Raw genomic sequence first — 24,743 nt, forward strand, 5'->3', positions numbered from 1 at the left:
ATAAAAGGAAGAAACCCTGAGGTTTCTTCCTTTTATCACAATTATATGACATGCCAATCGCTAAGTATGGCCTTCACTTGCTTCTTCGTATCATTAATGTCTCCATTATTGTCGATGACGGCATCCGCTAAAGCCTTTTTATCGGCCAAGGGCATTTGCGAATGGATCCTGGCAAGTGCCTCCGTCTCCGAAAGACCATTCCTGTTCATTAATCGTTTCAGTTGAACTTGCTCATCCACATATATCAAAAGCGTCTTTTCCACCATGAATGTCAGCTTACTTTCAAATAGGAGCGGAATATCCATGAACACAGTTTCTTCCCCTGAAGCGAGTGCCTCTTCCGTCTTAAGGCGCATCCAATTCCTGACGGCAGGATGCACGATGCCATTCAATAGCAATCTCTTTTCCTGATCATGAAATATTATCGACCCAAGCTTTGCGCGGTCTATATTCCCATCCTTCAATAAGATATCTTCACCAAATGCCTTCACAACTTGATGATAGGCTTCTTCACCTGGCTCAACGACAGCACGGGAAGCCAGATCTGCATCCACAATCGTGAATCCCAGTTCCTGTAAATAGAGGCTGACACTGCTTTTCCCACTGGCGATGCCTCCGGTGATTCCGATGATTTGTCCCATAAGCTCCCCCTTTTAAACCACGTATCATAACTTGAATAAACCGATGATGATCAATAGTACACCTGGAAGAAAGGTCAAATGCTGGACAACTTTATTATTTGAAAGCAATTTCCCGCTTTGAATTCCGCTCCAAATGAAAATCGAACTCATAACAGCGATGCATCCTGCGAGGATAATCGGTGAAATCCCGATCATAGCCGCTCCGACTCCAGCTCCGAACGCATCCAGCGAAAGTGCAAACCCCAGAACAAGCGCTTCAATACCGGTGATCGTACCTGATTTATCAAAATCGGCATTCAATGGTTTTTGTAAAATATTAATGACTACCCCAAGTGATTTAATTTCAAAATTAAAGATGATCTTTTCATGGTATCTATCATCTTTCAGATCTTTTTCAGGCTTAAAATACTGGTATACCATCCAGGCACCAAGAAAGATGAGGATGATGCCCCCCGTTTTTTCAGCCGCCCCGATAGATATGAGCTGGCTGATGAATTGTCCGATGACCATCGCTATACCTAAACTCAATGCAGAACAAAATGAGATGACCGCTATTGACTTTAAGGGGATTTTCATCTTCCGCATACCGAATGTCAAACCTACGCCAAACCCGTCAATACTAACTGCAAAAGCAAGAAAAATAATTTGTAGCCACATCGGAATATTACTCCTTCCCTTCTCGTTGCTACCCTAGTATATGGAAGGAGCCCATCCGATGTGTTTGAAAAAACATTAGCTAAATAAGCGGCTGGCACAACGGGCAAATATGTGTGCCGCGTCCTCCAACAACCAGTTTTTCAAGTGGCGTGCCGCATGTTTTGCAGTTCTCGCCCTTTCGTCCATAGACATTCAGTTCCAACTGAAACATGCCGATTTGCCCTTGAGAGTTGAGGTATGAACGAATCGTGCTTCCGCCTTTTTCCACCGCTTCAGCTAACGTTGCAATGATTTCTGCATGCAACGTTTTTATTTCCTGCAATGATAGTGAAGAAGCGATCCTCTCCGGATGGATACCAGAACGGAATAACGACTCGTCCACATATATATTCCCAATCCCAACGACAACCGTTTGATCAAGGAGAACCGGCTTGATTTTCCTGTTGGTTCTTGCCAATTTCGCACTAAGCCCCTCGACAGTAAAATCTTCAGATAACGGTTCAGGCCCTAAATGCAATAGCGGCAACCGCTCAAGTTCTTCCCCTTTTGCAAACAGATGCATCGTACCGAATTTCCGGACATCCCTGTATCGAAGTTCACTGCCATCCGTGAAAGTGAAGATTACATGGGTATGCTTATCGTAAGGCTCTTCTTTTGGATGCACCCCGTATTTCCCTTCCATCCTTAAATGCGAAACCATCGAATAATCATCCAATGTGAAAATGAGGAACTTGCCCCGACGGCCTATACTCTGTATCGTCTGACCCCTTAAAGCATCCTGAAACTGTTCGACAGGCTCAGGCGCTTTAATGATTTTTGGCCAGAAGACGGACACTTCCTTGATCTCTTTTCCGAGTACGAGCTGCTCTAACGTTCTTCTGACTGTTTCCACTTCTGGAAGTTCTGGCATTGCAATCACCTATCTTTTATTATTTGGCATCAAACCATGTCGGCCCGAAAGCATAATCCACCTTAAGGGGCACGTTCAATTCAATGGCATTTTCCATTTCCTCAGGAACGATCACCTTAAGGATTTCGAGTTCCTCAGGAGGAGTTTCAAAAATCAATTCATCATGCACCTGAAGAAGCATTCTCGTTTTCAGCCCTTCACTTTTCAGGCGCTTATTCATATTTATCATCGCAAGCTTGATGATATCCGCGGCACTGCCTTGAATCGGCGTGTTCATCGCTGTCCGTTCGGCAAAGCTCCTGATGTTGAAATTCCTGCTTGTAATCTCAGGTATATATCGCCTTCTTTGCATCAGGGTCGTGCTATACCCTTTTTGACGGGCTTCATGTATGCTTTCTTCCATATATTCCTGAACACCAGGAAAGCTCCTTAAATACTTCTCGATGAACTCTCCAGCTTCTTTTCTCGTGATGCCAAGACTTTGAGATAGCCCGTAATCACTTATACCATAAACGATTCCGAAGTTGACCGCTTTGGCTTGGCGCCTCATGTTCGAAGTGACTTCCTCCGCCGATACATGGAACACATCCATAGCTGTCCTTGTATGGATGTCCATCCCGGCCTGGAATGCTTCCACCAATCCGCTGTCATTGGCGATATGCGCCAGCACGCGTAACTCGATTTGAGAATAGTCAGCAGCAAAAATGATCCAATCCTTTTCAGAAGGAATGAATGCCTGCCTGATTTTCCTGCCTTCTTCCAGTCTGATCGGGATATTCTGCAGATTGGGGTCTGTAGAACTTAACCGGCCGGTCTGGGTCAATGCTTGGTTGAACCGGGTGTGAACCTTGTCCGATTTACCATTGACCACTTTAAGCAAGCCTTCAATATAAGTCGATTGCAACTTACCAAGCTGGCGGTAAAGTAATATTTCCTTAACGATATTATGCTGGCTCTCCAGTTTTTCCAGCACATCGGCTGAAGTCGAATAACCTGTTTTGGTTTTCTTCATGACCGGAAGCTCCAACTTTTCAAAAAGGATGGCCCCAAGCTGTTTAGGTGAATTGATATTGAAAGCCTCTCCAGCCAAATCAAAAATTCGTGCTTCGATGGTTCTTAAACGAATGGCTAATTCCTGCCCCATGTTTTTCAGCCGGCCTATATCCACCTTGATGCCCTGCCATTCCATATTCGCCAGGATGATCGACAGTGGAAGCTCCAGTTCCGTTAATAGATGATATTGCTCGAACTCTTGCAGCTTATCGATCATCGGTTCTTTAAGAGAAAAGATCGCCTTTGATTTTCTGGCGATATGCTCACTTAGTTCAGCTTGCTCAGGTATCTTGCGTTTTGCACCTTTCCCATAAAAAACATCATCGGTTTCAAGACGGATTGTACCTTGAGTTTTCGTGATTTCGGCCACTTCGTCCACTGACTCTGCCGGATCCAGGATATAGGAAGCCAAAAACACATCAAAATCGATGCCTTTTATTTCGACGCCTCGATGACGGAGTGCCACAACCGTACGCTTCGCATCGAAAACCGTTTTCTTTTTTGTTTCATCCTCTGCCCAAGTTTTAAATGCCGCGGAACTCAGGGCATCATCTCCATGGAAGTAAAAATGACCTTGTTCATTACTGATGGCAATCCCGATAATATCTGCACGATGGTAATTATCTTCTAAAGTCTCAACATATAAAGCACTTTCATCTGTAAACATTCCTTCTGTCATTTCACCCGTGTGAACCTCTATCTTTTCCTGTTCAAGAGGTTCACTTTCCGTTACATCCAATTTATCGAGCAAAGTCGAAAAGCCAAGCTCTTTATAGAATGAGATGACTCGATCCTGATCTATGCCACTGTACTCGGTCTCATTTACAGAAACCTCAAGCGGAGCTTCCCTCGTAATTGTAGCCAGCTCTTTACTTAATAGGGCCAGGTCTTTATGTTCTTCTATTTTTTCTTTCAATTTTTGTCCGCTTACCTCATCGATCGACTGCAGAAGGTTTTCCACCGTTTCAAATTGATGCAATAACTTAAGTGCAGTCTTTTCACCAACACCCGGTATGCCGGGAATATTGTCTGAGGCATCTCCCATCAGCCCTTTTAAGTCAATGATCTGCAAGGGGGATAGACCGTATTTTTCATGTATATGCTTTGGAGTGTATTCCTCAATTTCAGTAATCCCCTTTTTCGTGATGGAAACCGTCGTACTTGGGGAGGATAATTGTGTTAAATCCTTATCACCGGAAATGACCTTCACTTCAAAACCATCTTTTTCCGCTTGTAAAGAAAGCGTACCGATAATATCATCGGCTTCGTAGTTCTCCAGTTCATACCTTTTTATTTGAAAACAATCAAGCAGCTCGCGAATGAATGGAAATTGCTCGGATAATTCAGGCGGCGTTTTTTGGCGTCCTCCCTTATATTCTTTAAATGAGGCATGCCTGAATGTCGTTTTACCCGCATCGAATGCAACAAGTATGTGCGTTGGCTTTTCTTCTTCAAGGATGCGGTTGAGCATCATGGTGAATCCGTACACGGAATTCGTATGGACCCCTTTATCATTATTCAAGAGCGGAAGCGCAAAAAATGCACGGTAAGCAATGCTATTTCCATCTATGAGTACTAACTTTTTATCCAAATCCGTCTTCCTCCAGTCATACAGGTTTATGTAGTTTTAGCTTCTATTTAAAACGCAAAAAGCCGTTCATTTTCTTTCTCTATTCTACCATGAGTAGAAGCGGAAAGAAAAATGACGGCGACGCGGTTATTTAGTATTTCCCATTAACAAGCTGGCATAAGGGGAATCCGACGGCAGGATGATGACCGTTTGATCTCCAATGGTTTTTTTATAGGATTCAAGAGTCCGGTATAGTTTATAGAATTCGGGGTCTTTGGAAAACGACTTATTATAGATTTTCGCTGCTTCCCCTTCTCCTTCAGCCCTGATCACTTCTGCATCAGCTTCTGCAGTCGAGAGCAATTCTTTCACTTTCCGATCAGTATCCGCAATGATACGGTTTTTCTTCGCATCACCTTTGGATAGGTACTCTTGCGCTTTCGATTCCCGCTCGGAAATCATCCTCTTGAAGACGGATGCTTCGTTTTCGGCGGGCAGGTCAGTCCGCTTTATCCGGACATCCGTCAAGCTGATGCCATAACTGTCCTTTTGCAGCAGATCGTTGACTTTATCCGTTATGCGGTCGTTTAAACTTCCCCTGGATGACTTCTCATCATTGATGATTTCATCATAATTCAGCTGTCCAAGCTCTGAACGAACTGCCGAATAGATGAACTCTTCCATTTTCGTTTCGGCATTCTCGAGCGTCCTTGCATTTGTAATCAATTTCTTCGGATCTTCTATTCTCCATACTGCATAGTTATCGATCAACATCCGCTTTTTATCTTTCGTATTGATTTCCGCTTCAGATACATCAGAACTCATCTGATACTTCGGCAAGGTCATCACACTCTGAATGAATGGCACCTTCGCCTTTAATCCCGGGGACTTATCAATCCTTACCACCTCTCCGAATTGACGGACGACTTTATATTCGCCCTCTTTGACGATATATACATTGGTGAAGATGATTAGCAGCAACGCGATGAAAATAATCAGGAAAATGCCAAATTTCACATAGCCTCTCCAATGAAAATCACCTTTTTTAAGCTCAGAGAAATCTACTATTTTTCCACTCATTGTTTAACGCCCCCTTCCCCTGTCGCTTTTTCTTCCGATGCATTCCCTTTTTTCGTTCCTTCTTCAGGTGTAGCGGCTTCATCAGGAGCAGGCGTTTTTTTCGTTTCTTCCTTTTCAAGCGGGCGAAGCGGCAAGTACTTCATTGTGTTTCCATCATCATTCATGATATAAATCTCCGCATTCGGCAATACTCCTTCGAGGGTCTCAATAATAAGGCGGTCCTTCGTAATCCCCTTATTGCCCTTATACTCACTGAGTAATTTTTCAAAGACCGCAACATCCCCACGGGCAGCTTCCGTCCGGGCAGCTTTATCCCCATTAGCCTGTGAAATGATGGCGTCTTTTTCCCCTTCCGCTTCATTCATCCGTTTATTTTCATATTTATCCGCTTCGTTGACTTTCGTATTTGCCGTTTCACGGGCATCCGTTACATTGGTAAATGCTTTCCTAACTTCTTCATTCGGTAGCTCCACATCCTGGAGTTTAACCGCTGATATGGAAATCCCAACATCATATTTTTCCATTAGCTGTGACAACAAATCCCTTACATCCGCTTCAATTTGCGCTTTTCCAGATGTAAGTGCATCATCGATTTTCGTACTGCCGATAATGCTCCGTAACGCGGCTGACGTCGTATCATATAAAATTTTCTCAGGATCATCTGCATTGTACAGATATTTTGGAGGGTCTGTTATTTTCCACTGCACCACTAGATCTGCCAGCACAATATTTTCATCACCCGTAATCATTTTGGTCTCACTCGGGTAATCCTTCACCTCTCCATCCTCTTCCTTATATCCAAATTTAAGACTGAATGTTTCTTTCGATAATTTCTCGACCGATTGGATCGGCCAAGGCAGTTTAAAGTGAAGTCCCGGTTCTGTTATCGTCTGCTCCACCTCACCAAACGTCATTATGACAGCTTGATCGGATTCATCAACCGTGTACCAGGTCGATATCGCAACTACACCCAAAATTAAAATAAGAAAGACTAGTCCCGTGATCGTATATATCCTTTTTAAGCTAACGATATGTATCACCCCTTCTTTGCTGTGTTATATCTTATTTACGCAAGAAAGGGCCTAAAGTTTCATGAAAATCAAATATTTTCCTAAGAAAATAGGATAGAGGAATGGTTCCCGGGGAATATAGCCAAAAATAAAAGACAGAGACTATGTGTCTCTGTCAATGTTTAACTCCTTGGATGAGGGGTTGTACAACCATTGTACCCCTGCATTATGAAGCGGGTTTTAAGAAATTGTAAAGGAAATGTAAATTGAGAAACCCGCTACATTTTTCCTTTTAAGCTTTTATTTAAAGTGACTGTAAAAGTCGTCCCCGTTCCAGGTGTGCTCTCCACGTTGATTTTACCTTTATGGACTTCTATTATATGCTTGACGATCGCAAGTCCAATGCCAGTTCCTCCTGAATCGCGGCTCCTTGCCTTATCGATCCGGTAAAACCGTTCAAAGATCCTCGGCAGTTCTTTTTCTTCGATGCCGATTCCGCTATCTTGAACCGCAATATCAACCGTCTGTTCTTTCTCCAAGATGTTCACGGTGACACTCCCGCCATTAGGTGTATAGGTCAATGCGTTGGTTATCAAATTAATGAAAACCTGTTTGATCCTGTCAGATTCCCCTTCAATGAATACCGGTTCCCGTGATGCTTTAATTTCAAGCGAGACTTCTTTTTCCCTAAGCTTCCCAATAAGCATTTCCTGGATTTCGCCAAGCACTTTCGTAATATCCACGACGCCTGCGTTCAAAACGAATTCCTGTTGCTCCATTTTAGATAAATTCAGAAGCTCCTGAATGAGTTCTTGCAGCCGATCACTTTCTTTCAGGATAATCGATAAAAAGTGCTTTAAGGTCTTTTCATCTTTTAAAGCCCCATCCAACAAAGTTTCTGAAAAGCCTTTAATTGATGTAATCGGGGTTCTCAATTCATGGGACACATTTGCCACGAAATCCTTCCGCATCTGTTCGAGCCTTTTTAATTCGGTGATATCATGGAAAATGAGGAGGATCCCCTTCCATTCATCATGATTCCCGATGATTGGAGCCCCGTAAATCTCAAAATGCTTACGTTCGATGGCAAGTGGTATCTTCACCTGGCGTTTTATCGTTTTTTCCGTTCGAAAGATCTCTTCGATGATGGCAATCACTTCCTGATCTTTAATGACCGAGTAATATTCCTGAAACAAAAACGTAGCGGCGTTTACATGGAAGCTTTTCTTGAATTCACGGTTGATTAAGGTGGTATACCCTTTACTGTCTATCAGCAAGACTCCACTACCGATATTTTCAACAAGTGTTTCCAAACGATCCTGATTCATTTCCCTCGCTATCTCTGTTTCCTGAAGATTCCTCGCCAATATGTTCAAGGAAGTTGTCAGCATTCCCGTTTCATCTGAATGTCGCCCGAATGTCCGAGTTCCATAATTCCCTTTTGCCAGTTCAATGGCCGCCATCGTCGCTTCCTCGATCGGACGGGTATAATATGAAGTGATTTTACTCGCAAGCATGAGAATGATGATCAGGGCGACTCCTAAACAAATGATCAATATTTGCCACATTTGTTTATTCACTTGATTGATGGCCTCTATTTCATTGCTATGAACGACAAAACCTTCAATCTCGCCATCCTTTTCAACCGTCTTCCAATAATAATGGAGGTCCGATTCCCCTTCAACCACTTCATACCCTTCCCTATGCTTAAGCCCTTTTTCCAAAGTTATTTTTCGAAGGACATTGGCATGACTTTTAAGTATTTCATTGGATGATGTCGAATCGTATAATATTTCCCCATTCGTGGAGAGTATGGTTAAGTTCGAATCTAAAAGGGGTGTCAGTTTTGCCGTCTTGCCTTTTTCCAAAAAAGACACGATCCCCCCATGCTCTTGAATATATGTAGAAATGAAAAATGTTTCGTTCTGTATACGCTCATTGAACGTTTTAATATAATAACTTTTGAACAAATGTCCTAATAAAAAGCCCACGGCCATCAGGACGACCATCACTAGCGTGATAAGGGTATATAAGAGCTTTTTACGGTAGGTCGTCATTCTTTTTTAGGCTCCTCAAGCTTATACCCCAAGCCCCTTATCGTTTTAATATATAGAGGTTTTTTTGTATCCTTCTCTATTTTTTCACGTAGATGGCTAATATGCACATCGACGATTCGTGAATCTCCCGCGAAATCATAATTCCATACCGCACTGAGCAGTTGGTCCCTCGTCAGCACTCTGCCTTTATTCTTCGCCAAGTATAAAAGTAATTCAAATTCCTTTGGAGTCAATTCTAATTGCTGTTCATCAAAGAATGCTTCGTATCGTTCCGGGAATACCTTCAATTCCCCTAATTTCAAGAGACCATCTTCCTGATCCTGACTTGAGTCACTGCCGTTCGATTGAAACTGGGATCTTCTTAATATGGCTTTAATCCGGGCCACTACCTCCCGCGGACTGAATGGTTTGGTCAAGTAATCATCCGCTCCAAGTTCAAGTCCCAGCACTTTGTCAAATTCATCGTCCTTTGCCGTCAGCATCAAGATCGGTATATTGATTTTTTGCTGGCGAAGCTCCTTACATACTTCAAGCCCATCCATTTTAGGCAGCATCAAATCCAATACCACTAAATCGGGCCGTATATCCACAGCCGCCTGGAGCCCTTGTTCCCCATCCAAGGCCGTAATCACCGAATAGCCCGCTTGTTCTAAATTGTACTGAAGTAAGGTAACTATTGATTGTTCATCATCCACTACGAGAATTTTCTTTGACATTAGATCCTCCTGAATTATGTATTACCCCATAGACCAAATTCAGTCTACTCATCCACTTCCATTATAAAGAATATTATATGAAATTTACACATAAAAAAAACACATTTAAAGTTATTCCTACATTCAGCACCCCGCTAGAGTGGTTCGCGCCGTCTTTTGAAGCCGATAAAAAAACTGCCCGGAGAATGGAAAAGGGGCCTTGGCCTTCCCTTCCAGTATCCGGGCAGTCTGATCAAGAGATTGTTTTCACTATCCCTTATTGAAGAACTTGCATTACTACTTTAACAGATTCAACTGATTTTGAAAGTGCCGCTTTTTCGTCTTCAGTCAATTCAAGTTCGATGATTTGTTCAATACCGTTCGCACCCAGTACAGTTGGCACTCCCAGGTAGATTCCTTCGAATCCGTATTCGCCTTCAAGATAAGCGATGGATGGAAGAACGCGACGTTGGTCTTTAAGGATCGCTTCAGCCATTTCCACTAGAGACGCAGCTGGTGCATAATATGCGCTTCCGTTCCCAAGAAGGTTTACGATCTCTCCGCCGCCAGTACGAGTACGAGCCACGATTGCTTCTAAACGATCTTGAGGGATCAATGTTTCCAAAGGAATTCCGCCAGCATAAGAGTAACGTACAAGAGGAACCATATCGTCACCGTGTCCGCCAAGTACGAAGCCAGTTACATCTTTGACGGATAAGTTTAATTCTTGAGCTACGAAAGTACGGAATCGAGCTGTATCAAGAACACCTGATTGTCCTATTACGCGTTCTTTAGGGAAACCTGATTCTTTATAAACAGTATAAGTCATTGCATCAACTGGGTTGGTCAATACGATGATTGTCGTGTTCGGGGAATATTTAACCACTTCTTTAGTTACTGATTTCATAACTTTTTGGTTAGTTTGCACTAAGTCGTCACGGCTCATGCCAGGTTTGCGAGCAATACCGGCAGTGATGATCACTACGTCGGAGTCAGCTGTATCCGCATAGTCGGATGTACCGATGATGTTAGCATCAAAACCTAGAACCGGGCCTGCTTCCGCCATATCAAGAGCTTTGCCTTTTGTAGGGTTTTCAGCTTGTGGAATATCAACTAAAACGATATCACCAAGTTCTTTTTGAGCTGCTAGGAATGCTGCTGTAGCACCAGTGAAGCCGGCACCAACCACTGTGATTTTTTTTCGTTTAGACATGTTAATTTCCTCCTTAAAATATGTAAATACTTTTGGAATACTTTAAACATTTTCATGCACATATAATATAAGCTTCCTGGAAAGAAGCCCGTTAAAGCAATTTTCCAGAAAGCATATAAACAATTATTATTTAAGGTTTTTGATAAGCTCGTCAGCGAACTCAGAACATTTAACTTCTGTTGCACCTTCCATTAGGCGGGCAAAGTCGTATGTAACAACTTTTGAAGCGATTGTTTGTTCCACTGATTTCGTGATGCTATCTGCAGCTTCGTTCCAGCCAAGGTGCTCAAGTAAAAGAACGCCTGAAAGAAGTACTGAAGATGGGTTAACTTTATCAAGACCAGCATATTTAGGAGCCGTTCCGTGAGTTGCTTCGAAAATGGCATGTCCAGTTTCGTAGTTGATGTTTGCTCCTGGAGCGATACCGATTCCGCCAACTTGTGCAGCTAATGCATCAGAAATGTAATCTCCGTTCAAGTTCATTGTTGCAACAACATCAAACTCTTTAGGACGAGTCAGGATTTGTTGTAAGAAGATATCAGCAATGGAATCCTTAACGATGATTTTGCCTTCAGCTTCAGCATCAGATTGTGCTTTGTTAGCAGCTTCAGTGCCTTCAGCATCTTTAATTTTGTCATATTGGTTCCATGTAAACACTTTATCAGCGAATTCTTGTTCTGCAACTTCATAACCCCAAGTTTTGAATGCGCCTTCCGTGAATTTCATGATGTTACCTTTATGAACAAGCGTTAATGATTTACGGCCTTCTTTGATCGCATAGTTAAGTGCAGAGCGAACAAGACGTTTTGTTCCTTCTTCAGAAATCGGTTTAATTCCGATACCTGAAGTTTCAGGGAAACGAATGTTTGTAACTCCGAATTCAGTTTGTAGGAAGTCGATTAATTTCTTAGCTTCGTCAGAACCTTTTGCATATTCGATACCAGCATAGATGTCTTCAGTGTTTTCACGGAAGATGACCATGTCAGTGTCTTCTGGACGTTTAACTGGTGAAGGTACACCATCGAAGTAACGTACTGGACGTAGACATACGAATAAGTCCAATACTTGACGCAATGCAACGTTCAATGAGCGGATACCGCCACCGATTGGAGTTGTAAGGGGTCCTTTAATAGCGATTAGATATTCGTTAATGACATCAAGAGTTTCTTGTGGAAGCCATTCGCCTGTTTGGTCAAATGCTTTTTGTCCAGCTAAAACTTCTTTCCATTCGATTTTCTTTTCGCCATTGTAAGCTTTTTCAACTGCTGCGTCTAAAACGCGAGAAGCTGCTGCCCAGATATCAGGACCGATTCCGTCTCCCTCAATATAAGGAACGATTGGGTTGTTTGGTACGTTAAGAGCACCATTAGTAACTGTGATTTTTTGGCTTTGTGTCATGTCTCTTACCTCCGATTCAAATTCAAAGGTTAGATGGCCTGCCATTAAATGAGGCAGAACCACTAACCCTTTTTACTCACATCTATTAATTTACTACAAATTCGTTGAAATAAAAAATATTTTCTCGAAAAACTTTTAATTAGCGTTTTTCGATCGGTACGTATTTTTGCATACCTGGTCCAACGTACTCTGCACGCGGACGGATAAGGCGGTTGTTTGAATATTGCTCAAGGATATGAGCGATCCAGCCTGAAGCACGGCTTACAGCAAAGATTGGTGTAAATAGGTCATGCTCGATACCTAAACTATGGTATACAGAAGCAGAATAGAAATCCACGTTCGGCGGAAGATTTTTTTGACCAGTTACGATTTCATTAATTTTGATGGACATATCATAATATTGCGGTTGTCCAGTAAGTTCAGTCAGTTTTTGAGACATTTCTTTAAGGTGTTTAGCACGTGGATCACCTTTACGGTATACACGGTGGCCAAAGCCCATGATTTTTTCTTTATTGGCTAATTTTTCGTTGATATATGGCTCAACGTTATCCACTGAACCAATATCTGTAAGCATTTTCATGACTTGTTCGTTAGCTCCGCCGTGAAGTGGGCCTTTTAAAGCGCCGATGGCAGAAGTTACGCCAGAATAGATATCAGCTAAAGTAGCCACACAAACGCGTGCAGTGAATGTGGAAGCGTTCAATTCATGGTCAGCATGAAGAACCAATGCTTTGTTGAATGCTTCTTCTTCGATTGCCGTTGGTTCATTACCGCTTAACATATATAAGAAGTTAGCAGCAAAGCTTAAATCTGTACGTGGCGCAACCGCTTCTTTACCTTGACGGGTGCGAGCGAAAGTGGTTACCAATGTAGGGATTTTTGCTTGGATGCGGATTGCTTTACGATAGTTAGCGTCTTCACTCATTACATCTGCTTCTTCATCATAAAGACCAAGAAGAGATACTGCTGTGCGAAGAGCTCCCATTGGATGTACTTTATCGATTGGGTATGTTTTGAAGTGATTAACCACTTCAGCTGGAATTTCAGCATTTTCAGCAAGTTGTTTAGTTAATTCTTCTAGTTGGCTTTTGTTCGGAAGAGCTCCGTGCCATAAAAGATAGATTACTTCCTCGAATGTTGCGTTTGCAGCCAAATCATCGATGTCATATCCTACATACGTTAATGTATCATCGATAATGGAGCTTACTGATGAAGTTGTTGCTACCACACCTTCAAGACCTTTTGTTGCTGTCATACTAAATCTCTCCTTTTCCTAAGTATTCCCCTATGCCCTTGCTCATTGCGTATAAATATAGCGCTTCCAAGGAATTAGCTATTGTATACAACCATCTATTTTTTAGCAGAAGACATACATCTTGTATTGGAAGCGTTCACAGAATATGACCCCAACAATAGTAAAATGTACGATAATCTTTAACAAGAAAATCTAAAAATAATGCTTGTAGCTATTCCTAGTGAGCGCTTGCTCAATAACTACATCTTTTTTTAAGATTCCTCAAAATATCAATGATATTCTGAATCCCTTTTAAATAAATCAGAGCAGTTACATGATTATTATAAACAATAAACACTTTTTTGGGAATGAAAAGCACCTAAAATGTGAAAAAATTATTATTTTATTAGAAAAATTAGCTACATATTCTCTTGCTTTTTTTTATGGGTTTTTGAAAAATTGCCGCAAAGCAGAATAAATGAAACATTAGATAGAAAATTTCATTCTCAAGATTGACGACCCCTTCTATCTTTTGCCAACGCTTCATTTAAAAAAATTGAAGATCTGCATGCATAAATAAGCAATTCCCGCCCCGATTAACGGACCGACAGCCACACCTTTGAATAAAGCGACCGCAAGAATCGTCCCAAAAACAAGAGCCGTGGTAATGTGCGGATCATGCGATAGGAGGGTAATCCCATTTTTCGCTATGAGTGCAACCGCTATACCAGATGCAAGCGCAATCCAGGCATAAGGAGATTTAATGGCGTCACCGAGTTCCTTGAATCCTATCGTCCCATTCGCTATGGGTATGAGTACGGAGATCGTAATGATCGTAACGCCCAAGTTTATTCCCTTCGCTTCCAGATACGGAAACACTTTAGTATCGAGGCCGATCAGTTTCATGCTTAAAAGAAAACCCGCAGCCATGATCAGTGACGTATTTTTGCCAAACCAACCGATTGCTGCGAGTAAAATTAAAAATATAACAGGACCGTTTATCATTCTCCCTTCACCTTCTTTCGTCATTTTTGTTATTTTAACATAACAAACTCCCCTCTTTCCTGAGAAAAGATCGAATTCTGGAGCAATGCATCATCGGAAAAAATTTAAGCGAAAGACGAAAGAATCTTTCCTTTCTTTTCCATACTCGTTACAATTATAATACAAACTTTATGATTGAAGGAGGATATGTCTTGAATCCAGTATATATGTATCGTTTCATTCGTTCTTTACTGGTCGTCGGAGGGATAATCTTAGGTGGAATTGCCTTGTTTTATTTATCTAAATATACATATCCATTCATCATTGCCATGATAATCGCTTTCTTGATGAACCCTCTGGTCACTTTTTTCGAAAAGAAAGGAAGGCTGCCAAGGGGATTGGCTGTATTCGTTTCCCTTTTACTCATTTTCCTTTTATTTGCGGGTCTTATCACCTTACTGGTTACCGAGATCATATCAGGGACCAATTACCTTGCCGGAGTCATACCACAGCACATAGAGACTATCGTGGACTATATAGAAACATACATCGCGTCCACCGTCATCCCTTTATATAATCAAATAGCTGCCATGTTCAATAATTTGGATATCGAACAGCAAGATACAGTCCTCAAGAATATCCAAAATATCGGTGAATCCATCACTACCGGAGTAAGCGGCTTCATTCAAGCGTTCTTGAAGAACATTCCGACAATCATCGGATGGTTTCCCACTACAGCAACGGCACTCCTCTTTACCCTACTGGGCACTTTCTTCATCAGTAAAGATTGGGATACCTTTGGGCGCATGACCGGAAAAGTGTTGCCTGATAAGATTTTTGCAGGTGCCAAGCGTTTATTCAGGGATTTAAAACGTGCTTTGTTTGGTTTTATCCGTGCACAATTCACTCTTGTTTCATTGACGACCGTTACGATTTTAATCGGATTTCTCATTTTAGGTGTGAATTATTCAATTACCATTGCCCTGATATGCGGATTGGTCGATATCATCCCCTATTTAGGGACAGGGACTATTTTCATTCCTTGGATCATCTTTGAATTCATCGCTGGAAATACAAGTCTCGCAATCGGTTTGTCCGTCCTTTACATAATCGTTGTTGTCCAGCGTCAGTTAATAGAGCCAAAAGTTCTTTCTTCCAGTATTGGTTTGGATCCGCTTGCCACTCTCATCGCCTTGTTCATCGGCTTCAAATTGATTGGTTTCCTAGGTCTGATCGCAGGACCTGTCGTTCTTGTCATATTCAATACACTTCAGCGTGCCAATGTCTTCAAGGCCATATGGGCTTTCATCATCGGACCGGATACAAAGAAAACCACATAAGTAATCCCGCTATCTTTATACCTTATAGCATTCTCCCATCTCCATATAAAAATCCGCCCCGGGTACGAGGCGGATTTTTGGTTTCAAGCTAAAATTATTTTGACGTCTGGAATTGTTCTGTTTCAGTAGAACCTGCAAGTGCTGTAGTGGATGATGTACCACCAGAAACGACCTGTGCCACTTCATCAAAATAACCAGTTCCCACTTCACGCTGATGACGTGTTGCAGTGTAGCCATCGGATTCACTGGCGAATTCTGCTTGTTGAAGTTCTGAGTATGCAGCCATGCCGCGGTCTTTATAACCAAGGGCAAGATTGAACATGCTATGATTCAACGAGTGGAATCCTGCAAGGGTAACAAATTGGAACTTATAACCCAATTTACCTAATTCAATTTGATAGCTGGCAATTTCTTCATCACTTAATTTCGCTTTCCAGTTAAATGATGGCGAACAATTATAAGCAAGGAGTTTACCCGGGAACTCTGCATGGATCGCTTCGGCAAAGCGGCGGGCATCCGCTAGATTAGGTTCAGAAGTCTCACACCAGATAAGATCGGCATACGGTGCATAAGCAAGGCCTCTTGCAATCGCTTGGTCAAGACCTGCTTTGGTACGGTAAAATCCTTCTGGAGTCCTTTCGCCAGTGATGAATGGTGCATCGACCGGATCGATATCATCGGTGATTAAATCTGCAGCATCAGCATCCGTCCGGGCAATTAAGATAGTCGGTGTACCCATTACGTCTGCTGCCAATCGGGCGGAAACTAAATTACGTACTGCCGTTTGGGTTGGCAGAAGAACTTTACCGCCTAGGTGGCCACATTTTTTCTCGGAAGAAAGCTGATCTTCAAAGTGAACGCCTGCCGCTCCAGCTTCGATCATGCCTTTCATTAATTCAAAGACATTAAGGGAACCGCCAAAGCCGGCTTCAGCATCCGCTACGATTGGTGCGAACCAATCGATATCTCTTTTTCCTTCAGCAAAGCTGATTTGATCTGCGCGCTGAAGTGTCTGATTAATGCGTTTAACCACTTGCGGCACGGAATTGGCTGGATATAAACTTTGGTCGGGGTACATTTGCCCTGCAATGTTAGCATCGGCAGCCACTTGCCAGCCGCTTAGGTAAATTGCTTTTAAACCAGCTTTCACCTGCTGCATTGCTTGGTTACCAGTCAATGCTCCCAATGCGTTGATGAAATCCTCTGTATTTAATAGATTCCATAGTTTTTCAGAACCACGGCGTGCCAAGGTCTGTTCAATATCGATGGAACCTCTTAATTTAATAACTTCTTCCGCCGTATATGGACGTTTAATCCCAGTCCACCGTGAGTCATTTTCCCAGCTTTGTTTTAATTGTTGCGCTCTTTCATTCATCATTATATTTTCCTCCTAATTTATATTTAACATTTTAAATATTATGATAATTGTTCGTATGCCGGATTGGTTAAGAAATCTGCAAAGTCATCCGCTTCTATCAATTCTTCGAATAGTTTAGTAGACTCTTCAAACTTTCCTGATTTGAAAGTTTCTTCCCCCACTTCCGATTTAATGACAGCTAATTCTTCTTCCTTGATTTGATGGAATAATTCTTCGGTTATTTTCCTGCCATCTTCGAGAATGCCTTTAGGATGACGGATCCATTGCCAGACTTGAGCTCTTGAAATTTCAGCGGTTGCTGCATCTTCCATTAAGTTATTAATGGGCGCTGCCCCTCTGCCACTTAACCAGGAGGCAATATATTGGATGCCTACGTTAATGTTAGTCCTTAATCCTGCCTCTGTAATCGTTCCTTCGGGTACAGCCAGCAACTCTTGGGCTGTTACATGGACATCTTCTCGTTTGCGGAAAATTTGATTCGGTTTTGGAACAAGCAGGTCAAAAACTTCTTTTGCCGTTCTTACCATACCTGGGTGGGCAACCCATGTTCCATCATGACCGTCTCTTGCTTCGCGTTCTTTATCTGCCCGGACTTTCGCAAAAGCCTCATCGTTCTTAATCGGGTCATTTTTAACTGGAATTTGCGCTGCCATCCCGCCGATTGCCGGAGCATTACGGGTGTGGCATGTTTTGATTGCCAATAAGGAATAAGCTCTCATGTTCGGGACGGTCATCGTGACCTGTAACCGGTCAGGGAAGATCACATCATCCGAGTGACGGAATTTTTTCAGGAAACTGAAGATATAATCCCAACGGCCACAGTTCAGGCCTGCCGAATGTTCTTTCAGCTCGTACAGAATTTCGTCCATTTCGAATGCGGCTAGAATCGTTTCTATTAAGACCGTTGCCTTGATGGTTCCTTGCGGAATTCTCAAATCGTTTTGTGCATACACGAATATTTCATTCCATAATCTTGCTTCCAGATGGCTTTCCATTTTTGGTAAGTAGAAGTATGGACCGCTTTGTTGTTCGACCAATGCTTTTGCGTTGTGATAAAAGTACAGTCCAAAGTCAAAAATGCTGGCTGATATAGGCTGTCCATCTAACATGATATGTTTTTCCTCTAAATGCCAGCCGCGTGGCCTTACCTTTAAAACAGCCGTCTTATCATTTAATTCATACACTTTACCATTTGGATTTTTAAATGAAATGGTACCGCGATTGGCATCGCGCAAATTCAGTTGACCATCAATGCAGTTCTCCCAAGTTGGTGAGTTGGCATCTTCAAAGTCAGCCATGAATACATTGGCACCCGAGTTCATGGCATTAATGATCATCTTACGGTCAACTGGTCCAGTGATTTCAACCCTGCGGTCCTGCAAGTCATTCGGGAGGGGCGCAATCGTCCAATCACTTTCACGAATATGCTTCGTTTCTTCAAGGAAATCAGGCAGCTTACCTTGATTCAGCTCTTCCTGAACGATTTTGCGCCGTTCTAGAAGTTCTCTCCTTCTTTCACCGAAATGCCGTTCAATCCTTTCGATGAATTGAAGAGCTTCCGTTGTAAGTATTTGTTCATATCCAGGCTTAATGTTGCCTGTAATTTGTAAGCCTTTTGCTCCCGTAATCATGTTGCCTCTCCACACCCTTTCCAATTATTCTATGTTATAATACAGTTGTTTTATTTCCTGTTTGTATTATATAACACGTTGTATAAATTTGTCACCAGTTTTTTCTAAAAAATCTCAAAAAAAGAATTATTTAATGGAAAAGCCTAATTTATCAATGTTTTCACGGGATAAAAAATTAAAAAATTCTGTTATTATACACTGTTTCAACCTCTTAAAATCATCTTTTCATGGTGAAACAGTTAAAATTCAAATACATTAAATTGCCCAATTTCTTGTCCCATTTCAATTAAATGCAAAAAAAACATCCAATGATTACCCTTGGATGCTTTTGATAAATTCTTTTTTTATCCAGACCAAAAAGGCTGCCTAAAAGCTTGAGCCCTTAGACAGCCTTGTATTATTTATGCCGAATGATGGTAACTTTCCCTTTATTCATCCTGTTCATGATAAACCGGATAACTATCGGTTTGAGGAGATTCCGGGTTGGCGGAAACACAAGGATCAATCCCATGATATCCGAGATAAGCCCAGGGGACAGCAACAATGCAGCTCCGATAAAGATACAGATTCCATCAATGATTTCATTTCCAGGCATCATTCCATAACGAATCTGTTCCTGTGCCTTTTTCCATGTTTCCATCCCTTGCCGTTTAGCCAAATAAGCTCCGATTAAACCTGTGGCTACAATCAGGAACAGCGTTGGCCAAAAACCAATCATATTACCTGACAGCAATAGGACAATGATTTCAACGACCGGCATCGCAATGATAAACAATAAAAAATATTTCATCTACATTCCTCCTGCACAGCCCATTTCTGGTGCGGTACATCCATCTTACCTCATTGGCACGGAATCAGCCAAAATTTCGTTTTACAAAACGTTGGCATGTCCATCATAAATGACTCCACGACCTGCATCGACTGTTATTCTTTGCCCATCCGTGAAAATTTTTGTTGCGTCCTCCGCCCCAACGATGACCGGAATGCCCAATGTGACTCCTACGACAGCGGCATGGCTTGTCAAACCGCCTTCTTCCGTAATCAATGCCGCACACTTTTCAATCGCTGGCATCATATCGCGGTCCGAACCGATTGTAACCAATACAGAGCCTGCCGTCACTTTTTCCAAAGCTTCCTTGGCATTCTTGGCTACAACCACTTCACCTTTCGCAGATTTCCTGCCGATTCCTTGAGCCTTCAAAAGAACTTCTCCTAACACATGAATTTTCATCAGGTTAGTCGTCCCTGTTTCACCCACAGGCACACCGGCAGTTATGACAACCAAATCCCCATGGGACACTAAGCCGGAATGCAAGCTTTCATCTATTGCGGTTTGAAGCATATCATCGGTAGTCGTCGCTTTAGGACCAATCTGCGGATAGACTCCCCAAGCCAATGCAAGCCGTCTTGAAACATGATCATTGGATGTAACGGCAATGATCGGTGCTTTAGGGCGGTATTTAGAAATCATCCGTGCCGTATGGCCACTTTCTGTAGGGGTGATGATTGCTCCGGCATTAAGATTAAGCGCGGTGTGGGCAACGGATTGACCAATTGCATCCGTGACATTATGACGGTTCACTTTGCTTCTGACTGATAATATATCACGATAATCAAGCGCAGTTTCAGCACGTGAAGCAATATTATGCATCGTTTGCACAGCTTCGACAGGATAGGTTCCAGCAGCTGTTTCACCAGAAAGCATGATGGCATCCGTTCCATCAAATATGGCATTGGCGACGTCACTTGCTTCTGCACGGGTTGGCCTTGGGTTACGCTGCATCGAATCGAGCATTTGTGTAGCCGTTATGACAGGTTTCCCGGCATTATTACATTTTTTGATCATTTGTTTTTGGACTAATGGCACTTCTTCAGCAGGAATTTCCACTCCCAAGTCGCCACGGGCTACCATCAAACCATCTGAAACTTCCAAGATTTCATCAAGCCGGTCTACGCCCTCTTGATTTTCGATTTTAGGGATTATTTGAATATGTTCCGCTCCATTTTGCTGCAATAATTCACGCACTTCAAGCACATCGGAAGCCCTACGTACAAATGAGGCAGCAATGAAGTCGATCCCCTGTTCGATTCCAAAAAGGATATCTTGTTCATCTTTCTCAGTTATGCCTGGCAGGTTAACCGAAACACCTGGAACATTCACGCCTTTTTTGTTCTTAAGTGTACCGCTATTCAATATTTTGGTACGGATTTCTTTTCTTACCTCATCGATCTTCAACACTTCAAGACCGATCAATCCATCATCCAAAAGGATTTTAGATCCCGGGTGGACATCATGCAGAAGCCCTTCATAGGTAATGGAGAATTTTTCAGGGGTTCCCAGGACTTCATTCATGGAAATAATGACTTCATTGCCTGCCATCAGCTCAATGGAATCATTTTCCATATTGTTCGTCCGTATTTCAGGTCCTTTTGTATCCAACAGGATAGCGACCTGTTTACCCGCTTTTTCACTTGCTTCCCTGATATTGCGGATTCTAGCGGCATGTTCTTCATGATTTCCATGAGAAAAGTTAAGCCGGGCCACGTTCATCCCCGCTTCTATTAATTGAACCAGTTTTTCTATACTTTCACTTGCAGGGCCAATCGTACAAACAATCTTGGTTTTACGCATAGTGTCATCCTCCTCTAAGGAAAACTCGCCGCCTGTCCACCTTTTGAAGACAGGGGCGTAGTGTTTTAGTCACATCTTTCAAATACTCAATTTCATCCAGAGCAGTTCCTATCATTGATCAATACTGATTAAATGGATAGCTCTGAGGATAAATCATACATTTTCTTGTCGATTGTATGAGGTTTGGCAAGAGCTTCGATGATATCATAATCAACCAGTCGATTTTGTTCTATCCCAACAGCCCTGCCTCCTTTGCCTTCAAGTAGCAATTCAACAGCTTTTGCTCCAAGTCGGCTTGCCAATACCCGGTCATTTGCAGAAGGAGATCCTCCGCGCTGAACATGGCCCAGGACCGTTACACGGGTTTCAAATCCTGCCTTCGCCTCAATTTTCCTGGAAATATCAACGGCACTTCCAACACCTTCAGCTACAATGATGATACTATGCTTTTTCCCACGGTCATGTCCGCGATTCAGCTTCCCAATCAGTTCTTCTATATCGTATTCATATTCGGGACAAAGAATCGTTTCAGCTCCGCCAGCCAATCCAGCCCAAAGCGCGATATCGCCGGCATTTCTTCCCATCACTTCAACCACATAAGTCCTTTCATGGGAAGTTGCCGTATCCCGAATTTTATCGATAGCATCGATGACCGTATTCAGTGCCGTATCGAAACCAATCGTAAAGTCCGTACCCGGTATGTCATTATCAATCGTTCCAGGAACGCCGATACAAGGGAAGCCCCTTTCCGTTAAAGCTTTCGCTCCGCGGTAAGAACCATCGCCACCTATTATGACAATGCCCTCGATACCAAGTTTATTCAATTGTTCAATCGCTTTCAGCTGGCCTTCCTCCGTCTTGAATTCCGGACAGCGAGCCGTATGTAACATTGTGCCGCCTCGATGAATGATATCGCCGACCGACCCAAGTTCAAGCTTCCTTATATTGCCATTTATCAAACCCTGATAACCATGATAAATTCCGAAGACCTCCATTTCATGAAAAATCGCTTTCCGAACAACAGCTCGGACTGCCGCATTCATGCCTGGAGAATCTCCTCCACTTGTCAATACACCAATTCTTTTCATAAATGTCACCTCTCTACAGCACTAATCAATTATAAGCTTCATTATATCATTGTACCCTTTTTCAAGCTTCAATAAGCAATAACTGTTTCACTTATACTCACTTGATGTTATAAGCCTAACCGATTCTCCCCAGAAATTGAAGTAAAATGGCGTAAAAGTTTACATTCTTCACACAAACCATATTCTTCACTCGTTCTGTAATGAATACTTTTGCTTCAATGGAAGGATGAAAAAACGTGTTGCCCCAGGCAGCACGTTTTTCCTTTTGCAAAATGTGTTTATGAATGCTGTTCCACTTCTTCCTTAGGTTCGCCCTCAGGTTGTTTTGCAAATTCATATTCACCGATTTTCTTGAATTTCATGTAACGCTGGTTGATAAGATCATCACTATTCAATGGCAGAAGTTCATTGAATGAACGTTTAAGGATTTCCTTGATGGCTTCTGCCTGTACATTTGCATCACGGTGGGCGCCGCCTCTCACTTCTGGAATGATCTCATCGATGACTCCTAAGCGATTTAAGTCGGGAGCCGTGATTTTCATTGTTTCCGCAGCCCTCTTGGCCTGAGAAGCATCCTTCCACAGCAAGGCTGCAGCCCCTTCAGGGGAAATGACCGAATATGTTGAATTCTCAAGCATGAAAATTCGGTCTCCAACGCCAAGTGCCAATGCACCGCCGCTTCCGCCTTCACCGATGACGATACTGATGACCGGCACCTTCAACCCTGCCATTTCGAAAAGGTTTTTCGCAATGGCTTCACTTTGCCCGCGCTCTTCAGCAGCTTTACCCGGGAAAGCTCCCTTTGTATCAATGAAACAAATGATAGGCCGATTGAATTTTTCCGCCTGTTTCATCAGACGCAAAGCTTTTCGATAGCCTTCCGGATGGGGCATGCCAAAGTTGCGACGGATGTTTTCCTTCGTATCCTTACCTCGTTGATGACCGATGACAGTCACGGCAAGTCCATCAAACTCTGCGATTCCAGCCACGATTGCTTCATCATCCCCATAATAACGATCACCATGAAACTCCATGAATTCATTGAATAATAGCGGAATGTAATCAAGCGTCGTCGGACGGGCTGGATGCCGGGCAATCTGAACGCGATCCCACGGTTTTAAATGGTTATAAATATCCACTTCCAGCTTCTCTAAACGCTTTTCCAACGTTTCGATTTCAACTGTAAGGTCTACGTCGGCATCCTTCGAAATTGCCTTAAGTTCTTTAATCTTATTTCTCAGGTCCGTAACGGGACGCTCGAACTCTAATTCGTAAATCATGACCATTCACCACCCGGGGCATGGATTTTAAGGATCGTCGTCAAGGTTTCTTTCATTTCCGTACGATTGACGACTGCATCCAATTGGCCGTGCTTCATCAAGAATTCAGCCGTTTGGAAATCTTCAGGAAGTTCTTCATGAATCGTCTGTTCAATGATTCTTCGTCCCGCAAAACCAATAAGGGCTCCAGGTTCGGCTAGATTAATATCACCAAGTGACGCGAAACTTGCCGAAACCCCACCTGTGGTAGGATGAGTCATCATTGATATGATCAGTCCGCCTTCATTGCTGAACATCTTAAGTGCTGCACTTGTCTTTGCCATCTGCATCAAGCTTAAAACACCCTCCTGCATCCGAGCGCCGCCTGAAGCCGTAAAAATGATAAACGGAATCTTCAATTCACCTGCACGTTCAATGGCACGGGTGATTTTTTCCCCAACAACGGATCCCATGCTTCCCATCCGGAAATTCGAATCCATGATGGCTGTTGAAACTTGGTACCCATTGATGCTTCCTACTCCTGTAACAACTGCCTCATTAATCTTGGCTTTCTTTTTATCTTTTTCCAATTTATCCAAGTAATCCGGAAATTCAAGTGGGTTAACTGAAATCATTTCTTTATCAAATTCATTAAAGCTGCCGGCGTCGAATAAACATTCGATACGCTCATGGGAAGACATCGGATGATGGAACCCACAATGCAGACAGACTTTCTTGTTTTTCACTAATTCTTTTGTATACATGATTTTTTTACAGCCGGAGCATTTTGTCATGATTCCTTCTGGTACATCTTGTTTCTCCCGATCAAAAGGAACTGTTGCATATTTCTTCTTAGACTTCGCAAATAGCTCTTTAAGCAAGCTTAATCCTCCCTTTACCACCAATTATCTAT

21 protein-coding genes are annotated in these 24,743 nt (G+C 42.6%); 1 reads left to right on the forward strand and 20 read right to left on the reverse strand.

The window, feature by feature from the left end; genetic code table 11:
* Positions 1-41 precede the first annotated feature (41 nt).
* The 12 genes from coaE to ACDZ29_RS02730 all read right to left on the reverse strand — a co-directional run bounded on the left by coaE (position 42) and on the right by ACDZ29_RS02730 (position 14,523).
* Positions 42-641, reverse strand: a complete 600-nt coding sequence (coaE, locus tag ACDZ29_RS02675) for a dephospho-CoA kinase (RefSeq protein WP_289315394.1) — start codon at positions 639-641, stop codon at positions 42-44.
* A 24-nt stretch (positions 642-665) separates the two neighbouring features.
* Positions 666-1,298: a sporulation membrane protein YtaF gene (gene ytaF, locus ACDZ29_RS02680; protein WP_289315393.1), complete on the reverse strand. Its 633-nt coding sequence runs from the start codon at positions 1,296-1,298 to the stop codon at positions 666-668.
* A 79-nt stretch (positions 1,299-1,377) separates the two neighbouring features.
* Positions 1,378-2,208 carry a DNA-formamidopyrimidine glycosylase gene (mutM, locus tag ACDZ29_RS02685; protein ID WP_289334598.1) on the reverse strand — a complete coding sequence of 277 codons (831 nt, stop codon included), beginning with the start codon at positions 2,206-2,208 and terminating at the stop codon, positions 1,378-1,380.
* 19 nt (positions 2,209-2,227) lie between these two features.
* Positions 2,228-4,852, reverse strand: a complete 2,625-nt coding sequence (gene polA, locus ACDZ29_RS02690) for a DNA polymerase I (RefSeq protein ID WP_375089775.1) — start codon at positions 4,850-4,852, stop codon at positions 2,228-2,230.
* A gap of 126 nt (positions 4,853-4,978) precedes the next feature.
* The gene (gene hflC, locus ACDZ29_RS02695; RefSeq protein WP_289315390.1) at positions 4,979-5,911 is read right to left on the reverse strand and encodes a protease modulator HflC; all 933 of its coding nucleotides are present in this window, start codon (positions 5,909-5,911) and stop codon (positions 4,979-4,981) included.
* Positions 5,908-6,942 (reverse strand): FtsH protease activity modulator HflK, encoded by a 1,035-nt coding sequence (gene hflK, locus ACDZ29_RS02700; protein WP_289327362.1) that lies wholly within the window; start codon positions 6,940-6,942, stop codon positions 5,908-5,910. Before hflK ends, hflC begins: the two co-directional genes overlap by 4 nt.
* 257 nt (positions 6,943-7,199) lie before the next feature.
* Positions 7,200-8,978 carry a two-component system histidine kinase PnpS gene (gene pnpS / locus ACDZ29_RS02705; protein ID WP_289325993.1) on the reverse strand — a complete coding sequence of 593 codons (1,779 nt, stop codon included), beginning with the start codon at positions 8,976-8,978 and terminating at the stop codon, positions 7,200-7,202.
* Entirely contained in the window at positions 8,975-9,694 is a 720-nt protein-coding gene (locus tag ACDZ29_RS02710) for a response regulator transcription factor (protein ID WP_289315388.1), read from the reverse strand. The genes pnpS and ACDZ29_RS02710 overlap by 4 nt, the downstream gene beginning before the upstream one ends.
* Positions 9,695-9,950: 256 nt before the next feature.
* Positions 9,951-10,886, reverse strand: coding sequence for a malate dehydrogenase (mdh, locus tag ACDZ29_RS02715; RefSeq protein WP_375089778.1), 936 nt, complete (start codon positions 10,884-10,886; stop codon positions 9,951-9,953).
* 126 nt (positions 10,887-11,012) lie between these two features.
* Positions 11,013-12,284 carry an NADP-dependent isocitrate dehydrogenase gene (gene icd / locus ACDZ29_RS02720; protein ID WP_375089780.1) on the reverse strand — a complete coding sequence of 424 codons (1,272 nt, stop codon included), beginning with the start codon at positions 12,282-12,284 and terminating at the stop codon, positions 11,013-11,015.
* Positions 12,285-12,423: 139 nt separating this feature from the next.
* Positions 12,424-13,539, reverse strand: coding sequence for a citrate synthase (gene citZ / locus ACDZ29_RS02725; protein WP_289325996.1), 1,116 nt, complete (start codon positions 13,537-13,539; stop codon positions 12,424-12,426).
* 522 nt (positions 13,540-14,061) lie between these two features.
* Positions 14,062-14,523, reverse strand: a complete 462-nt coding sequence (locus tag ACDZ29_RS02730) for a DUF441 domain-containing protein (protein ID WP_289327363.1) — start codon at positions 14,521-14,523, stop codon at positions 14,062-14,064.
* A 191-nt stretch (positions 14,524-14,714) separates the two neighbouring features.
* On the opposite strand from ACDZ29_RS02730, the gene ytvI reads away from it, so the two are divergent.
* Positions 14,715-15,842 carry a sporulation integral membrane protein YtvI gene (gene ytvI, locus ACDZ29_RS02735; RefSeq protein ID WP_375089781.1) on the forward strand — a complete coding sequence of 376 codons (1,128 nt, stop codon included), beginning with the start codon at positions 14,715-14,717 and terminating at the stop codon, positions 15,840-15,842.
* Between the two features lie 94 nt (positions 15,843-15,936).
* On the opposite strand, the gene aceA is transcribed toward ytvI, so the two are convergent.
* From aceA to accD, 8 genes are all read right to left on the reverse strand, one after another.
* On the reverse strand, positions 15,937-17,220 hold the full coding sequence (gene aceA, locus ACDZ29_RS02740) for an isocitrate lyase (protein ID WP_375089783.1): 1,284 nt from the start codon (positions 17,218-17,220) through the stop codon (positions 15,937-15,939).
* A 38-nt stretch (positions 17,221-17,258) separates the two neighbouring features.
* A complete protein-coding gene (gene aceB / locus ACDZ29_RS02745) occupies positions 17,259-18,851 on the reverse strand; it encodes a malate synthase A (RefSeq protein WP_375089784.1) in 1,593 nt (530 codons plus the stop codon).
* Between the two features lie 397 nt (positions 18,852-19,248).
* The gene (locus ACDZ29_RS02750; protein WP_214748513.1) at positions 19,249-19,641 is read right to left on the reverse strand and encodes an FxsA family protein; all 393 of its coding nucleotides are present in this window, start codon (positions 19,639-19,641) and stop codon (positions 19,249-19,251) included.
* Between the two features lie 81 nt (positions 19,642-19,722).
* The gene (gene pyk, locus ACDZ29_RS02755; protein WP_289326000.1) at positions 19,723-21,483 is read right to left on the reverse strand and encodes a pyruvate kinase; all 1,761 of its coding nucleotides are present in this window, start codon (positions 21,481-21,483) and stop codon (positions 19,723-19,725) included.
* Between the two features lie 128 nt (positions 21,484-21,611).
* Positions 21,612-22,571 (reverse strand): 6-phosphofructokinase, encoded by a 960-nt coding sequence (gene pfkA, locus ACDZ29_RS02760; RefSeq protein WP_289326001.1) that lies wholly within the window; start codon positions 22,569-22,571, stop codon positions 21,612-21,614.
* Positions 22,572-22,686: 115 nt separating this feature from the next.
* A complete protein-coding gene (locus ACDZ29_RS02765) occupies positions 22,687-22,842 on the reverse strand; it encodes a hypothetical protein (RefSeq protein WP_375089787.1) in 156 nt (51 codons plus the stop codon).
* A 7-nt stretch (positions 22,843-22,849) separates the two neighbouring features.
* Positions 22,850-23,851, reverse strand: a complete 1,002-nt coding sequence (gene accA, locus ACDZ29_RS02770) for an acetyl-CoA carboxylase carboxyl transferase subunit alpha (protein WP_289315378.1) — start codon at positions 23,849-23,851, stop codon at positions 22,850-22,852.
* Entirely contained in the window at positions 23,848-24,711 is an 864-nt protein-coding gene (gene accD, locus ACDZ29_RS02775; RefSeq protein ID WP_289315377.1) for an acetyl-CoA carboxylase, carboxyltransferase subunit beta, read from the reverse strand. Before accD ends, accA begins: the two co-directional genes overlap by 4 nt.
* Positions 24,712-24,743: the final 32 nt, after the last annotated feature.

Origin of the sequence: Peribacillus sp. RS7, assembly GCF_041956845.1 — a bacterium.
In the GTDB taxonomy this organism is placed as follows: domain Bacteria; phylum Bacillota; class Bacilli; order Bacillales; family DSM-1321; genus Peribacillus.